The following is a 16,594-nucleotide window of genomic DNA, read 5'->3' as shown; positions in this document are numbered from 1 at the left end:
TCGGTTCTCGCGTTATAGAGACTTAAGAGGTAATGAACATGTCAAATGACATCATTGCAAACAAGGTGGTACCGCGCTAAATGTCGTCCTTGTCTAGCAATGTTGTTGTTTGACTTTTTTTGCGTTAAAAAATACTAGATTGTGAAAGGAAGAAGTAGGAATGAAACAATTAACTAGTAATCAAGTTCGTCAGATGTTTTTAGATTTTTTTGAAGAGAAAGGCCATAAAGTTGAACCAAGTGCGTCTCTAGTACCGTTTGAAGATCCCTCTTTATTATGGATTAACTCTGGAGTAGCAACCTTAAAAAAATATTTTGATGGTTCCGTTGTACCGGAAAATCCTAGAATTGTAAATGCTCAAAAAAGTATCCGCACAAATGATATTGAAAATGTAGGCAAGACTGCTAGGCATCATACTCTGTTTGAAATGTTAGGCAATTTTTCTATTGGTGAATATTTTAAAGAAGAAGCAATTGTTTGGGCATGGGAATTCTTAACAAGTGACAAATGGTTAGCATTGGATTCTGAAAAATTATATGTGACTGTTTACCCAGAAGATAAAGAAGCAGCACAGTTATGGAGAGAAAAAATAGGCCTTACAGATGATCATATCATTGAGATTGAAGATAACTTTTGGGATATAGGAGTTGGACCAAGTGGACCAGATTCTGAAATTTTCTATGATCGTGGAGAAACATTTAATTTCTTACCAAAAGATGATCCTGAAAATTATCCAGGTGGTGAAAATGAAAGATGGCTTGAGATTTGGAATCTTGTGTTTTCTGAGTTTAATCATAAAGAAGATGGAAGTTATGAACCGCTACCAAATAAAAATATAGATACAGGGATGGGGCTTGAGAGAGTCGTTTCTATTCTTCAAGACGCGCCTACAAACTTTGAAACAGACTTATTTATGCCAATTATTCGTGAGATTGAAAGATTAAGCCTAAAAAAAGTTTATGGAGCAAATAAGCAAGATGATATTTCGTTTAAAGTTATCGCAGATCATTTACGTGCTGTTAGTTTTGCGATTGGAGATGGTGCTTTGCCATCAAATGAAGGCCGTGGCTATGTCTTAAGGAGATTGTTACGCCGTGCAGTGATGCATGGTAAAAAACTAGGAATTGATCAAGCGTTTATGTTCAAACTAGTCTCTGTGGTCGGAAACATTATGGATGCATTTTATCCAGAAATTTTAGAACAAAGAACATTTATTGAAAAAGTAATTAAAAATGAAGAAGAACGCTTCCATGAGACTATCAATGATGGCTTGACTATTTTAAATGAATTGATTTCAGAATTGAAATTATCTGGGGAGACAAAAATTACTGGGAAAGATATATTCAAGTTGTATGATACATTTGGTTTTCCTGTAGAATTAACAGAAGAGTACGCGGAAGAAGAAGGTCTGTCCGTAGACCACGAAGGTTTCATTAAGGAAATGGAAGCTCAACGCGAGCGTGCCAGATCAGCAAGAAGCGATAGTAAATCAATGGGTGTACAAACTAAATTGTTTTCGGATGTAGCAGTTGAGAGTATTTTTGTTGGTTATGATCAAACACTTGTAGAAGCTAAACTTGAAATAATAGCAACAGACGAAGAATTAGTTGAAATGGCTAAAATAGGAGAAACAGTTAGATTGATATTCAATCAAACAACTTTTTATGCTGAGATGGGCGGTCAAGTTGCAGATAAAGGTTTAGTGTTAGACTTCGAGGGCAATACAATTGGAAAAGTAATAGATGTTAAAAGAGCACCCGCTGGACAATTTTTACACTTAGTTGAATTGATGAGCGATGTTAAAGTAGGACAAATAATGAAGTTAGCTGTAGATAAAAACTTACGTAATAAAATAACACGCAACCATACCGCTACTCATTTATTGCACCAAGCTTTAAAAGATGTATTGGGAGAACATGCTAATCAAGCTGGATCACTAGTAATGGGTGACTATCTACGCTTTGACTTCACTCACTTCGGACAAGTAACTCAATCAGAATTAGATGAAATGGAACACAAAGTTAATGAAAAAATATGGGAGTCGTTAAAAGTTGAAACGACAGAGACAACCATTGAAAAAGCGCGTGAAATGGGTGCAATGGCACTATTTGGAGAAAAGTACGGCAATGAAGTGCGTGTTGTTAATATAGGTGATTATTCAATCGAATTATGTGGCGGAGTTCATGTATCGAACACTGATGAAATTGGACTTTTTAAAATATTATCAGAATCTGGTATTGGAGCTGGTGTAAGAAGAATTGAAGCTATCACTAGTGAAGCTGCATTTAACTATTTGCAAAATCAAGAAAGACGATTAAAGGTAATTGCAGGTTTAGTTAAAGCTCAGCAAATTAAAGATGTAGAAAGAAAAATTGAACAACTGCAAATAGAACTAAAAGAAACTCAAAAAGAAAATGAGTCATTGCAATCAAAATTAGCAAACGAACAAGCAAATAACATCTTTGATACTATCCAAACTGTAAAAGGCATCACAGTAGTAGTAGCACAAGTAGAAGTCTCAGATGTGAATCAATTGAGGCAGCTAGCTGATCAATGGAAACAACAAGCTATTTCAAACGTATTAGCACTAGGTTTTATAAAAGATGGAAAAGTCAACTTGTTAACTGCAATTGATCAAGAAACGGTGAAAAAAGGTTTGACTGCTGGAAATCTAATTAAAGAAATTGCACCAATAGTAGGTGGTGGTGGCGGTGGCCGTCCAGACTTAGCTCAAGCTGGTGGGAAAAACCCTGCTGGACTAACAGATGCGTTACAAAAGGCAGTAGAGTGGGTAGAAAAGCACAGTTAAGCCTATTCTAAAAGTTAATCACACTATTTTTTAACATTAATTGATGAATTAAAATGAAAAATAATCAAAATGTTTTTTTCATTTGCTTATAGTTATTGTAGTTTGAAGTGCTTTCTTGTAGAATAAAGATAGAGTTTACAGAAATCGAGGTGCAGAATATGAGTTCAATAGATGAAACAGTTCGGTTTAATGTTGGTGATAATCATGACAAAGACGTGAAACAAACATTGACACTAGTTTATGAAGCTTTGGAAGAAAAAGGGTACAACCCTATTAATCAAATAGTTGGCTATCTACTTTCTGGAGACCCAGCATATGTGCCACGTCATAATGACGCTAGAAACTTAATTAGACGTCATGAACGTGATGAAATTGTAGAAGAATTAGTAAAGAACTATTTGAAAGAGAGTGGTAAAGAAATCTAATGAGAACAATGGGATTAGATGTGGGTTCTAAAACAGTTGGAGTTGCAATTAGTGATCCATTCGGTTGGACAGCTCAAGGAATTGAAACAATTAAAATTAACGAAAATCAAGAAGAATTTGGTATGAAAAGAATCAAAGAATTGATTGATGAATACGAAGTTTCAAAAATTGTCGTAGGACTACCTAAAAACATGAATAATTCAATTGGACCACGAGCGGAAGCTTCTTATCATTATGCGGATCTTTTAAAAGAGTTGTTTCAGTTGCCTATTATTTTTCAAGATGAAAGACTAACGACGGTTCAGGCTGAGAGAATGTTGATTGAGGAAGGAAATGCCTCACGTGCAAAACGTAAACAAGTAATCGACAAGGTTGCTGCCGTAATGATTCTTCAAAATTATTTAGACAGTATTCAAAACTAGCTTTTAGTAAAGAGTTACGTTAAAATAAGTTAGTACAGTTATAGATTATTACAAAGGAGTGTTAAATATGGCGCACGAACACGATCATGATCATGAAGAGCATGAGCATATCACGATTATAGACGAGCAAGGAAATGAAGAATTATACGAAATTTTATTTACTTTTGATTCTGATGATTTTGAAAAATCGTATGTTTTAGTTTACCCAGCTGGTTCTGACGAAGGTGAAGAGGTTGAATTACAAGCCTACTCTTACGTTGAGAAAGCAGACGGCAAACAAGGGGACCTAGAGCCGATTGAAACAGATGAAGAGTGGGATATGATTGAAGAAGTATTAAATACTTTTATGGCTGATGAAGATTAACCATTTTAAATTTAATTAAATAATAGAGAATTGAGCTGATGGGTTACCCATCAGCTCAATTTTGTTGTAATTGTATTTATTAGAAAAAAATAAAAATTTTTAAATAGTACCAATGGATAGCATTTTTTCTATATAAAAAATCAGCTGTCTTTTTTTCTATTCACTTTGAGTATGGTATCATGTATAATAGTCCAAGTTAGTAGTTAAATTAGACAAAGAAAATGAAATATATGAATAGTTATTTATTTATTTTTGATAGGAGGACTTCTTTTTGGGAAAGAATGGAAAAAATGCTGAGTCAAATGATGAGAAACAAGACAAAACTGAGACACATCTTAAATTAGTAGAACGAGAAAAAGAAAAAAAGATGGTAAAAAAAATTGTTTGGAGTATTGTTACAATATTAGTAACCTTACTAGTTATTTTTGGAATAACTAGTTATCAGTATGTAACTTCATCTCTTAAACCTTTAGATGAGACTAGCAATGAAGAAATTCAAATAGAAGTGCCTTCAGGTTCTTCATCCGCAGATATTTCTCGTATTTTAGAAAAAAATAAAGTTATAAAAAGCGCATCTGTATTTAGGTTCTATATAAAATTAAATAACGAGACGAACTTTCAAGCAGGCTATTACCTATTTTCACCATCAATGACTTTGGAGGAGATTATTCAATCTCTACAAGAAGGCGGAAGCCCAGTTGCTTTTGATGGAACTAAGATATTAGTACAAGAAGGATTAACGATTGAACAAGTAGCTGAGTCAGTTGAAAAATCAACAAATTATAAAGCGTCAGATTTTATTGAAAAGGCAACTGATAAAAAGTTTCTTTTAAAATTAAAAACAACTTATCCTGAGTTATTAACCAGTGCTATAGAATCAAAAGAAACAAAATATGTTCTTGAAGGATATTTATTTCCAGCTACGTATGATTTTTCAGACGACTTTTCTCTAGAAACAGTTATAGAAAATATGGTTAAAAAAACAGACGAAGTTATGCAAAAATATTATTCGACTATTGAAGAGAAAAAAATGACTGTTCAGCAAGTTATCACTTTAGCTTCACTAATTGAGCGAGAAGGTAATTCATATGAAGATCGAACAAAAATTGCAAGTGTATTTTATAATCGATTAGAGGCGGAAATGCCTTTGCAATCAGATATAAGTGTGCTCTATGCGCTAAATAAGCATAAAGAAATTGTTACGTATAAAGATTTAGAAACAGATTCTCCTTATAATTTGTATCAAAACAAAGGCTATGGACCAGGACCATTTAATAATCCATCAGAAGATGCAATTAAATCCACTCTAAATCCCGAAGACACAAATTATATTTACTTCCTAGCAGATACAACAACAGGAAAAGTGTATTTTTCTAGGACATATGCAGAACATCAAGAATTAGTTGAGCAATATATCACACCATAATAATTTGAGATGAAGTAAAATAGTATTGAATCATTTATGAGTCAATGCAGTGTAATAAGAATGGAGCGAAAAAAGCATGGATGCCGAACGTAAGCCAATTGTCATCGGAGTAACAGGTGGATCAGGTAGTGGAAAGACAAGTGTGAGTCGTGCTGTCTATAATCACTTCTCAGGGCACTCAATATTAATGTTAGAACAAGATTTTTATTATAAAGATCAGAGTGATATATCGTATGAAGAAAGATTGGATACAAATTATGATCATCCTTTTGCCTTCGATACTAATTTATTAATAGAACACTTAACAGATTTAATTCATTACCGTTCAATAAAAAAACCTGTATATGATTATGCCGCACACACGAGAAGTGATAAATTTATTATTCAAGAACCGAAAGAAGTTATTATATTAGAAGGTATCTTAATTTTAGAAGATAAACGTTTAAGAGATTTAATGGATATCAAAGTTTACGTAGATACAGATGATGATATTAGAATTATACGAAGGATTAAACGTGACATTGAAGAACGTGGTAGAACGTTAAATTCTGTAATTGAGCAATACTTGACTGTTGTAAAACCAATGCATACACAATTTATTGAACCAACCAAAAAATTTGCTGACATAATTATCCCTGAAGGTGGAAGCAATCAAGTTGCAATTGACTTAATGACAACTAAGATTAAAAGTATTTTAGAATATCAATTGAAGTCTTAATTGTTTGTATGAATGTTCAATAAAAAGGTTTAAGTCTAAAAATTGAAAGTATTAACTTAAAATTATATGAGAATGACTTTAAAGTGTTTACAAATAAAAACCTTCATGGTATCTTATCTCTATTGAAATTATAAAGACGCTTTCAATAAATGAATAAGTATAAAACCAATAAACAAGCTTTTATTCAAAAAGGAGAATTTACTTATGATAGAAAAAATATATCCAATGACTTTAGATGGGAAAAATAAACTAGAGGCAGAATTAGAAGAATTAAAAACAGTGAAAAGAAAAGAAATAGTTGAAAGAATTAAAATAGCACGTAGTTTTGGAGATTTATCAGAAAATTCTGAATATGAATCAGCAAAAGACGAACAAGCATTTGTTGAAGGTCGGATTACAACAATTGAAACAATGTTACGATTTTCAGAAATTATAGATAATTCTAAAAGTGCATCAGACGAGGTTTCAATAGGTCGCAATATTAAATTTATCGAGTTACCTGATGGTGAAGTTGAAGAATATACAATTGTGGGAAGTGCAGAAGCTGATCCATTTAGTGGCCGAATCTCAAATGACTCACCTATCGCTAAAGCTTTAATGGGTAAAAAAGTTGGAGATGAAGTAGTTATTTCAACACCAGGTGGAGATATGACTATCAAAATAACAGGTATAGAATAATAGTAATCAAAAGGAAAGGATGGCTAGTGTTAAAGCTATTCTTTTATTTTTTTTATTAACCTATTTATCAGACTTTAGTACTAGACTGACTTCATGCTTTAGCAGGCTTTATTTACTTTTAAATTAGTTTATACTTGTGCTAAAGATATAACGTAAAGGAGATTAAATGCGGTGAAAAAAAAATGGAAACTATTTTTTCTAATTGAAGCATTTCTTTTAATATGGTTACTATATGAATCAGTAAATGATGGGTTTACTTTAATAACTTTTATATTAGGAACCTTAGTTTTAATGCGTAGTAAATACAAAAAAACCAACTCAAAACGACAGATGTACGTGATAACAGGCAGTATTTTAATTTTAGTTGCTCTACTATCAACAAATGCAATTTGGTTTATGTTAATTTCAGCAATTTTATTCTTTGTAGTTACAGATAAGAAGTCACTAAAAAATTTTAAATTTACTAACTTTGAAAGTGCTCCATGGCAAGAGAAAGATATAATTATAGTAGAAACAGCAAAAAGTTTGCCAAAAAATGGCAAGAGATTCAAAAGGAATTGGTTAGGAAATGAAAGAATTGGCAACAAAGTTTATGAATGGGATGATATTAATCTAACTATCTTTATGGGAGATACTATTGTTGATTTAGGGAATACACTCTTACCTAAAGATGAAAGCTACGTTATTATTCGTAAAGGGTTCGGAAAAACTCGTATCTTAGTTCCTTCAGGTGTCGGGGTAATGATTCAGCATAGCGCTTTTAAAGGAAAGGTTTGTTTTGATAATGATATCTTTGTATTAAATAATGAATCGGTTAAGTTGTATAGTGAACAATATGATGATAACATAAGAAAAATAAAACTTATCACTACGGTTTTAGTTGGAGATTTAGAGGTGATAACAATATGAAAAAGAAGAATATAAGTATAAGATTTATTCAGATTACTTTTTTTTCTTTTTTGTTTTTTTTAGTAATATCATCATCATACGGATACGCAATTGAGCCCAAGGATTGGGTTATAACTTTATTTACAACTCAGTTTTTACGTGTGCCTTATTTATTATACTTGCTTGGAATAGCGCTAATAATCGGTTTAGTCGTATCATTGTTATTATATGAACTTCAACGAAGAGAATGGCAACATATAGAAGAAAGTTTAAGGATGATTGCTAACGGAAATTATTCAGTCGAGTTTATGGATGGATTAGTTGATAATGAAATAGAAGAATTTGATTATTTAGAAGATATTAAAAATTCTATTTCTATTATACGCATTAAGTTATCTGATTTATCTAAAGAAGTTCAAAAGCAAAGCAATTATCCTACATTAATTAATGGAGAAACAAGAGAAGAGATATTGGAAACAGAACGACGTCGGATCGCTAGAGAATTGCATGATTCTGTTAGCCAGCAACTATTTGCAGCGATGATGATGTTGTCAGCAATTAATGAGCAACTCGAAGATTCAGATGATGTCATGAAGAAACAACTTAAACTGGTAGAAGGCATTATAAATGAATCACAATCTGAAATGCGAGCATTATTGCTCCATTTAAGACCAGTAAATTTAGAAGGCAAGACATTAAAACAGGGTATTGAGCAGTTATTAAAAGAACTTGAAACAAAAATACAAATTAAACTAACGTGGGATATTGACGAAGTGTCCCTAGAAACAGGGATGGAAGATCATCTTTTTCGGATAATACAAGAATTACTTTCTAACACTTTAAGACATTCAAAAGCTAAAGAACTAGAGGTTTATTTAAAAGAAACCCATGATTCGTTGTCCCTACGAGTAATTGATGACGGTATAGGATTCAATTCGAATGTAAAAAAAGCTGGTAATTATGGATTAGTTAACATAGGTGAACGAGTAAGTAATATGGGCGGGACTTTCAAAATTATTAGTTTTTCAAAAAAAGGAACTAGTATAGAAATTAAGATACCAGCTATTGATAGGGGTGAAGTGGAGTGATAAAAGTATTGTTGATTGATGATCATGAGATGGTGCGATTAGGTGTATCATCATATTTATCTGTTCAACCAGATATTGAAGTCATTGGTGAGGCAGAAAATGGGGAAATCGGATACCAAAAAGCAATTGAACTTAGACCTGATATTATTATGATGGACTTAGTAATGGATGTTATGGATGGCATTGAATCAACTAAAGCTATTATGGAAGAATGGCCAGATGCTAAAATTATTATCGTAACAAGTTTTATAGATGATGAGAAAGTTTATCCAGCACTCGAAGCAGGTGCAGCAAGTTATATTTTAAAGACCTCTACTGCGAAAGAGATTGCTGATGCTATTCGCTCTACCTATAAAGGGGAGTCTATTCTAGAAAAAGAAGTTACAGCCAAAATGATGACTCGTTTCTCAAAAAAAAGAGAGCATTTTCTTCATGATGATTTAACTAAGCGAGAGAATGAAATTTTACTGTTAATTGCACAAGGTAATTCAAACCAAGAAATAGCAAACAAACTATTCATCACCTTGAAAACTGTTAAAACTCATGTATCCAATATTTTAGCGAAATTAGATGTTGACGATCGTACTCAAGCTGCAATATATGCTTTTAAACATCATTTAATTAAATAAATATAAATATAAAAGAAGACTAAGGTTGTCAATTCCAGTTTATTATAGAAAGATATGTTAAACTAGTTATAAGAAAAATACGAAGGGAGGATTCATAGTTTGGATACTGTGAAACAAAAAATGAAAATAGAGCTAACTGAAAATGCCATTGAATGGTTTGAAAAAGAAGTTGGTGTTACAAAAGAAAATGGTGTACGCTTTATGGGTAAGGTATATGGAAAAACGGATATTCATGAAGGTTTTTCAGTAGGAATGAATGTTTGCCAACCTGAAGATAGTCTGACTAAAGTAACTATTAATGAGATAACTTATTTTGTCGAAAAAAATGATGATTGGTTTTTTAGTGGATACGATTTAAAAGTCGACTACAATAAAAAAAGAGATGAACCTGTTTACACGTTTATCGATCAAACTTTACTTTAATAAAAAAACCCTCTCATTACGAAAAGAGAGGGCTTTTTTATTTTATACGGGCATGATAACCGGTAAGACCATTGGATGACGTTTAGTCTTTTCGTATAAGAAAGGTTTTAAACTTTCGATAACAACAGATTTAATAGCTTGTTCTGTTAAAAGTTCATCATTTGAAGCAAGTAATTTTCTCAAACTGTTTGTAATAACTCGTTGTGCGTCATTAATTAGTTCGCCAGACTCACGCATATAAATAAATCCACGTGACAAGATATCTGGACCAGCTACTATTTCTTTAGATTTGTAGTCAATTGTTACCACAACAACCACTAGTCCTTCTTCAGAAAGTAAACGGCGATCGCGTAAGACAACATTACCGATGTCTCCGATACCTTTTCCATCCACATAAACATCACCAGCATCAAAATGGCCAGCTCTTCTAGCTGATTCTGCAGTTAAGGCTAGAACATCTCCATTTTCTAAAATAAAACAATCTTCTTTAGACATACCAATTTGTTCAGCTAAACCAGCATGTATTTTTTGCATGCGGTACTCACCGTGGACTGGAACAAAATATTTAGGTTTCATTAAACGCAACATTAATTTCTGTTCTTGTTGGCCACCATGACCTGAGGTATGAATATTGTTAACTTTACCGTGAATAACATTTGCTCCAGCCTCAGATAATAGATTAATAACGCGGTTAACACTGGCAGTATTTCCAGGAATTGGAGAACTTGAGAAAATAACTGTGTCTCCAGGTTGCACTGAAATTTGGCGATGTGTTCCATTGGCAATTCTACTTAATGCAGCCATTGGCTCACCTTGCGAACCTGTACATAAAATAATGGTTTCATTTGCGGGCATACGATTTAACTCTTGTGATTCTATAAATTTATCATCGGGTGCAGTAATATAACCAAGTGAACGGCCTGTTACAACTGAAGATTCCATACTTCGACCAAAAACAGCAATTTTTCTACCTGTTTTTATAGCAGCTTGAGCAACTTGTTCTAACCTTGAAATATTAGAGGCAAAAGTAGCGAAAATAATTCTTCCTTCAACTTTTTGCATAATATTTGTAATAGCCTCACCAACGCCTTGTTCTGAATTTGTAAAAGTAGGAATCTCAGCATTTGTGCTATCCGAAAGAAGCGCTAAGACTCCTTCATCACCAATACGTGCCATTTTATGAAGATCAGCAGGTTGACCAACTGGAGTGAAATCAAATTTAAAGTCACCTGTTGCGACAATATTACCAGGTGGTGTCTTAACAACAATTCCGAAAGCTTCAGGAATACTGTGCGTTGTTCTGAAGAAACTAACACTCGTTTTACGAAACTTTATAATGTCGTCTTCACCAATTTCATGTAATTCAGTATCACGTAACAATCCATGTTCATTCAATTTATTACGAATTAGAGCACTTGCTAATGGACCTGCATATATCGGGATATTTGCTTGTTTTAATAAGAACGGTATACCACCAATATGGTCTTCATGACCATGAGTGATAACTAAAGCCTTAACTTTATGAATATTTTGAACAATGTAGCTGTAATCTGGAATGACGTAATCAATTCCTAATAAGTCGTCTTCGGGAAATTTAATACCGGCATCAATAATGATTATTTCATCTTGAAACTGAACACCATAGGTATTTTTACCAATTTCACCTAAACCCCCAATGGCAAAAACGGCTGCTTCATTGTTTTTTATAGATGGTTTCATTTAGCAAACTCCGTTAGTTTAAAGTTCGGATTTTTTTGCTCATATTCTAGATGACTGCCATCTAAAGGTTGAACGAATTCAATGTTGAAGGGGGTTTTGGTCTCAACAATGCTGCGAGCTTCAATTTCTGTGGTAGCTTCAAGGTATAAAGATTTAGTCTCTTCCCTTTTTGGATTTCTTAATTTAGATTCTTGATAAGTGATTTTATAAATCATGTATTTCTCTCCTTTTTAGTATCATCGATAGGATGATTTGTTTATAGATAATTATTGGGCATATTGTTGCATAACGAAAAAAACCATCATTTTACACTATTTAGTGATGATTAGATGGAACCACATCAGTTTTGTTTCATAGATTCTAATGGTAAAACAAGCAGAAAAATTTCATAGTTAAACGGTATTTCTCAACGCTGAAATATTTTTACTATTTTTCCCGAACTGGTGGTTGTGTTAGTCTCACAACAGATAGTATTATTTTAACATAGTTCAATTAGTAAGTATAGAAACTAAGACCAATCGTTTGAAAATAAAAGAAATTTCTAAAAAAAAAGAAAATAATGAAGTACTAATGTTTCTTTCAATAGATTGTGCTATATTAGCTAGAAAGGATTTTATTCGTTAAGGATTAGAAGGAGATGGTTAGATGAAATTAATGTTGCGTTATTTGAAGAATTATAAAGGATTGCTTTGGTTGAATTTATTATGCGTTTTTGGCTTTGTTATTATAGAGTTGGGATTGCCAACGTTATTAGCCTTGATTATTGATAAGGGAATCATCATGAATGATTTTTCTTCTGTACTTAGTTATGGGAAATGGATGATTGTAATTGCTATTATAGGTTTAGCGGGCCTGGTAGGTTTAGCTTACACTGGAGGTAAAATAACTACGAATATAGTTAAAGATATTAGAAATGATATCTTTATGTCTGTACAGTCTTTTTCTCACGATGAGTTTAATCAAATTGGCGTTTCTTCATTAGTTACTAGAACGACAAATGATGCTTTTCAAGTAATGACTTTTTTACAGATGCTTTTAAGATTAGGCATGATGACTCCGGTGATGTCCATTTCAAGTTTTATCATGATTGTGCTAACAAGTCCATCCCTTGCATATACAGTATTAGTCGCTATTCCTTTTTTGTTTGCAATAGTATGGTTGATTGCTCGTAAATCTGAAATCTTGTCAGAGAAACAGCAAAAAAGCTTAGATAGTATTAATCAAAATTTACGAGAAAATTTAACTGGTCTTAGGGTAATTAGAGCCTTTGTTAAAGAAAAATTTCAAGAAGAAAGATTTATAAAAGTAAATGAAAATTATACAAGTATTTCAAAAAAATTATTTAAATTAATGGCGCTAGCTATGCCAGGATTCTCTATTGTTTTCAATATTATTCTAGTTACAATTGTTTGGTCAGGAACTGTAGAAATCCAAAGTGGTAATTTACAAATAGGTAGTTTAGTAGCGTTTATAGAATATATATTTCATGCTTTGTTCTCATTTATGCTATTCGCTAATGTTTTTATGATGTATCCAAGAGCTGCGGTATCGGCAGAGAGAATAGAAGAAATTTTACAAACAATCCCTTCAATCGATGAGAATGAAGATGGCGTTACAGAAACCACTATTCATGGGTACGTAGCATTTGAGAATGTTACATTTGCTTATCCGGGTAATACAGAATCGCCTGTAATTAGAGACGTTAGTTTTACTGCAAATCCTGGAGAAACAGTTGCTTTTATAGGAAGTACAGGTAGTGGTAAATCAACATTAATACAACTAATCCCACGTTTTTATGATGTCACCAAAGGTCGTGTTTTAGTAGATGGAGTAGACGTTAGAGATTATCAATTAAAAGCTTTGCGAAAGAAAATAGGATTTATTCCTCAGAAAGCTTTATTATTCACAGGAACAATTTCGCAAAATATGCGTTATGGAAAATGGAACGCTACAACCAATGAAGTTGAACAAGCATCTGATATTTCTCAAGCTAAGGAGTTTATTTTATCAAAACCTGATCAATATGAAGAACTTCTATCAGAAGGTGGTAGCAATATGTCAGGCGGTCAAAAACAGCGTTTATCTATTGCACGTGCTATTATAAAAAACCCAGACATATATGTTTTTGATGATAGTTTTTCTGCTTTAGATTATCAAACAGATGCGCGACTAAGAGATCGTTTAAAAGAAGAGACAAGAGATGCTTCTGTTTTAATTGTTGCACAAAGGGTTGGATCAATCAGACATGCTGACAAAATAATTGTTTTGGATAAAGGTATTGTAGTGGCCCAAGGCACACATGAAGAACTGTTGAAAACTTCTGATATTTATTATTCAATTGCCTCATCGCAATTGTCGAAGGAGGAGTTAGCATGAAAAATTCAACTTTAGCTATTCGCCGTCTATGGAGTTTTATAAAACCTTATAAGATAGGTTTTATTTCAGCAATTGGCTTAACGATGATCAGTATGTTGATGAGTGCTCTTCAACCTTTTATTATTGGTAAGGCACTGACAGAGGTTGGAGAAAATGTAGCAGAAATATTAAGAGGAGTACCTGGAGCGAGTATAAACTTTGCGTATGTCCGTCAAGTATTGATTATCATGCTAGTCGTATCAGCAATTTATCAAGTTACTTTATATGCTTCTTCTTATATTATGACAAACGTAGTGCAAAATACTATGCGTGATTTAAGGAACACAATTGAAAGTAAAATTAACAGATTACCTGTTTCTTATTTTGATCGGAATCAACAAGGGAATATTTTGAGTAGGGTTACTAACGATGTAGATGCTGTCAGTAATGCTATGCAACAAAGCTTAATTCAAATTGTAAATTCAGTTATGGGAATAGTTTTTGCAGTTATGATGATGTTATACTTATCTGTTCCGTTGGCAGCAGTTATTTTAATATTGATTCCTGCTTCTTTAATAATTTCAAAATACATTATTCGTAAATCACAGCCATTCTTTGTTGAACAGCAGAATGCTTTGGGTGCAATGAATGGACACGTACAAGAAAGCTATAGTGGCTTCTCCGAAATAAAACTATACGGAAAAGAAAAGGATAAGCTAGAAGAATTTAAAGTTATCAATAAAAGATTAAGCGAGTACGGGTTTAAAGCAGCATTTATTTCAGGAATAATGAGTCCGTTAATCGGTTTCGTTACACATCTAGTTTACTTTGTTGTTGCAGTATTGGGAGGTTTTTTTGTTATTCAAGGAACGCTATCGCTAGGTAACTTACAAGCATTTACTCAATATATTTGGCAAATTAATCAACCTCTTACGCAAATTACTCAACTATCAGGAGTGCTACAAAGTGCAGCAGCGGCTGTCGGGAGAATTTTTGAGATTTTGGATGAACCAGAGGAAAAACCAGATGTCATTAAAGTGGACTTACCTAAACCAGTATCTGGAGATGTAACTTTTGAAGAGGTAACTTTTGGATACGATAAAAATAAACCTTTAATTAAAAATTTAAATGTTACTGTAAAAAGTGGACAAAAAGTTGCTGTTGTAGGTCCAACCGGAGCAGGAAAAACTACTTTGATAAATTTATTGATGCGCTTTTATGATGTCGATAGTGGTGCGATAAAAATAGATGGTATTGATACGAAAACAATGGATCGCAAAGAGGTAAGAGCTCAGTTCGGAATGGTTTTACAAGATGCTTGGTTGTACAATGGAACAATAGCAGATAATATACGATTTGGTAAACTTGACGCTACAGAATACGAAGTAGTTGATGCAGCTAAAACAGCTAACGTTGATCATTTTATACGTACATTACCAGATGGCTATAATATGGAGTTGAACCAAGAAGCTTCGAATATTTCTTTAGGACAAAAACAATTATTAACAATCGCACGTGCAATTATCTCTAACCCGAGAATTTTAATACTAGACGAGGCAACTAGTTCTGTCGATACTCGTTTAGAATCATTGATACAAACCGCCATGAAGAAAGTCATGGAGGGTCGTACAAGTTTTGTTATTGCTCATAGGTTATCTACTATACGTGATGCAGACTTGATTTTGGTTATGGACCAAGGTGAAATTGTAGAACAAGGTAACCACCAAGAGTTATTAGATAAGGGTGGTTTTTATGAAAAATTATATAATAGCCAATTTAAACAAACTGAAGAATAAAAACTAGTTAAGTAAAGAAAGGATAGTGGGAAATGAAAAAAAAAATGATATTTTTTGATATAGATGGAACGTTATTAAATGATGAGAAAAAATTTTCACCAAATACTAAAAAAGCATTAGAAAAACTAAAGGAAAAAGGTCATGAAATTGTTATTGCAACAGGGAGGAATTTATTCTTAGCTAAATCAGTCATAGATGATTTAGCTTTTGAAAATTATATTCTTTGTAACGGTGCGGTAGGATATTACCATAATGAACTTGTATATGAGAACAGATTAGATCAAAGTGAATTAAAAAGATTAGTTGAAATAGCTGATAAACATGATCACGATGTTATTTATGAGTCTGCTGATAAGCTAAGAAGAAGAAGTAAAGACAATAATGCTAGAATGATTAATGCAATGAAAAGTGTAGGGTCTAGTCCTCCTCCGCACGATTCTGATTATCACTTAACAAATCCAATTTACCAAGGACTCATTTTTTATACGGATGAAGAAAAAAATGCCTATGAAAACGGACAATTTCCTAAGTTTAAATTTATTAGATGGCATGATCATGGAGTTGATATTGTTCCACATGATGGCTCTAAAGCCAATACAGTATTGAGCTATGCAAATAAATATGGGTTTGCGCTTGAAGATACTATTGCATTTGGAGATGGATTGAATGATCTTGAAATGCTTTCGGAAGTTGGTACAGGTATAGCAATGGGAAATGCCTTGGAAACTGTGAAATTAAAGGCAGATAAGATAACTAAGAACTGTAATGAAGACGGAATTTATCTTGCATTAAAAGAACTTAGTCTGATATAATAAAGCAGTAAATAAATAAGGATTTTATTCTTATTTATGGGG

At 32.8% G+C, this 16,594-nt stretch carries 16 protein-coding genes; 14 read left to right on the top strand and 2 right to left on the bottom strand.

What is annotated here, in order from left to right:
* The first annotated feature begins 160 nt into the window (after positions 1–160).
* The 11 genes from alaS to WBF61_RS00780 all read left to right on the top strand — a co-directional run bounded on the left by alaS (position 161) and on the right by WBF61_RS00780 (position 9,870).
* A complete protein-coding gene (alaS, locus tag WBF61_RS00830) occupies positions 161–2,809 on the top strand; it encodes an alanine--tRNA ligase (protein WP_424253074.1) in 2,649 nt (882 codons plus the stop codon).
* Between the two features lie 158 nt (positions 2,810–2,967).
* Complete coding sequence (locus WBF61_RS00825) at positions 2,968–3,234, top strand: IreB family regulatory phosphoprotein (protein WP_424253072.1); 267 nt, start codon at positions 2,968–2,970, stop codon at positions 3,232–3,234.
* A complete protein-coding gene (gene ruvX / locus WBF61_RS00820) occupies positions 3,234–3,656 on the top strand; it encodes a Holliday junction resolvase RuvX (RefSeq protein WP_424253070.1) in 423 nt (140 codons plus the stop codon). Before WBF61_RS00825 ends, ruvX begins: the two co-directional genes overlap by 1 nt.
* 67 nt (positions 3,657–3,723) lie before the next feature.
* Positions 3,724–4,020 (top strand): DUF1292 domain-containing protein, encoded by a 297-nt coding sequence (locus WBF61_RS00815; RefSeq protein WP_424253068.1) that lies wholly within the window; start codon positions 3,724–3,726, stop codon positions 4,018–4,020.
* 271 nt (positions 4,021–4,291) lie between these two features.
* A complete protein-coding gene (gene mltG / locus WBF61_RS00810; protein ID WP_424253067.1) occupies positions 4,292–5,446 on the top strand; it encodes an endolytic transglycosylase MltG in 1,155 nt (384 codons plus the stop codon).
* A 76-nt stretch (positions 5,447–5,522) separates the two neighbouring features.
* Complete coding sequence (udk, locus tag WBF61_RS00805; protein ID WP_424253065.1) at positions 5,523–6,164, top strand: uridine kinase; 642 nt, start codon at positions 5,523–5,525, stop codon at positions 6,162–6,164.
* 204 nt (positions 6,165–6,368) lie between these two features.
* Complete coding sequence (gene greA, locus WBF61_RS00800; protein WP_424253063.1) at positions 6,369–6,842, top strand: transcription elongation factor GreA; 474 nt, start codon at positions 6,369–6,371, stop codon at positions 6,840–6,842.
* Positions 6,843–7,013: 171 nt separating this feature from the next.
* On the top strand, positions 7,014–7,751 hold the full coding sequence (gene liaF, locus WBF61_RS00795; RefSeq protein ID WP_424253061.1) for a cell wall-active antibiotics response protein LiaF: 738 nt from the start codon (positions 7,014–7,016) through the stop codon (positions 7,749–7,751).
* Positions 7,748–8,818, top strand: a complete 1,071-nt coding sequence (locus WBF61_RS00790) for a sensor histidine kinase (protein WP_424253060.1) — start codon at positions 7,748–7,750, stop codon at positions 8,816–8,818. The genes liaF and WBF61_RS00790 overlap by 4 nt, the downstream gene beginning before the upstream one ends.
* Positions 8,815–9,447: a response regulator gene (locus WBF61_RS00785; protein ID WP_424253058.1), complete on the top strand. Its 633-nt coding sequence runs from the start codon at positions 8,815–8,817 to the stop codon at positions 9,445–9,447. The genes WBF61_RS00790 and WBF61_RS00785 overlap by 4 nt, the downstream gene beginning before the upstream one ends.
* A gap of 120 nt (positions 9,448–9,567) precedes the next feature.
* Positions 9,568–9,870 (top strand): HesB/YadR/YfhF family protein, encoded by a 303-nt coding sequence (locus WBF61_RS00780; RefSeq protein WP_424253122.1) that lies wholly within the window; start codon positions 9,568–9,570, stop codon positions 9,868–9,870.
* A 42-nt stretch (positions 9,871–9,912) separates the two neighbouring features.
* Here WBF61_RS00780 and rnjA read toward each other — a convergent pair whose 3' ends face one another.
* Together rnjA and WBF61_RS00770 are read right to left on the bottom strand one after the other, a co-directional pair.
* Complete coding sequence (rnjA, locus tag WBF61_RS00775; protein WP_424253057.1) at positions 9,913–11,589, bottom strand: ribonuclease J1; 1,677 nt, start codon at positions 11,587–11,589, stop codon at positions 9,913–9,915.
* The gene (locus WBF61_RS00770; RefSeq protein WP_424253055.1) at positions 11,586–11,804 is read right to left on the bottom strand and encodes a DNA-directed RNA polymerase subunit epsilon; all 219 of its coding nucleotides are present in this window, start codon (positions 11,802–11,804) and stop codon (positions 11,586–11,588) included. The genes rnjA and WBF61_RS00770 overlap by 4 nt, the downstream gene beginning before the upstream one ends.
* A gap of 430 nt (positions 11,805–12,234) precedes the next feature.
* Between WBF61_RS00770 and WBF61_RS00765 the strand changes: the two genes are divergently transcribed.
* The 3 genes from WBF61_RS00765 to WBF61_RS00755 are packed head-to-tail and all read left to right on the top strand — an operon-like array spanning position 12,235 to position 16,552.
* Positions 12,235–13,965, top strand: coding sequence for an ABC transporter ATP-binding protein (locus tag WBF61_RS00765; RefSeq protein WP_424253053.1), 1,731 nt, complete (start codon positions 12,235–12,237; stop codon positions 13,963–13,965).
* The gene (locus WBF61_RS00760; RefSeq protein ID WP_424253051.1) at positions 13,962–15,740 is read left to right on the top strand and encodes an ABC transporter ATP-binding protein; all 1,779 of its coding nucleotides are present in this window, start codon (positions 13,962–13,964) and stop codon (positions 15,738–15,740) included. Before WBF61_RS00765 ends, WBF61_RS00760 begins: the two co-directional genes overlap by 4 nt.
* A 32-nt stretch (positions 15,741–15,772) precedes the next feature.
* On the top strand, positions 15,773–16,552 hold the full coding sequence (locus WBF61_RS00755; protein WP_424253049.1) for a Cof-type HAD-IIB family hydrolase: 780 nt from the start codon (positions 15,773–15,775) through the stop codon (positions 16,550–16,552).
* The last annotated feature ends 42 nt before the right edge of the window (positions 16,553–16,594 follow it).

The sequence above is a fragment of the Carnobacterium sp. genome (assembly GCF_049673005.1).
Classification (GTDB): Bacteria; Bacillota; Bacilli; order Lactobacillales; family Carnobacteriaceae; genus Carnobacterium_A.
Note: the sequence above shows the minus strand (reverse complement) of the source record. Positions and strands in the feature narration are given on the sequence as shown.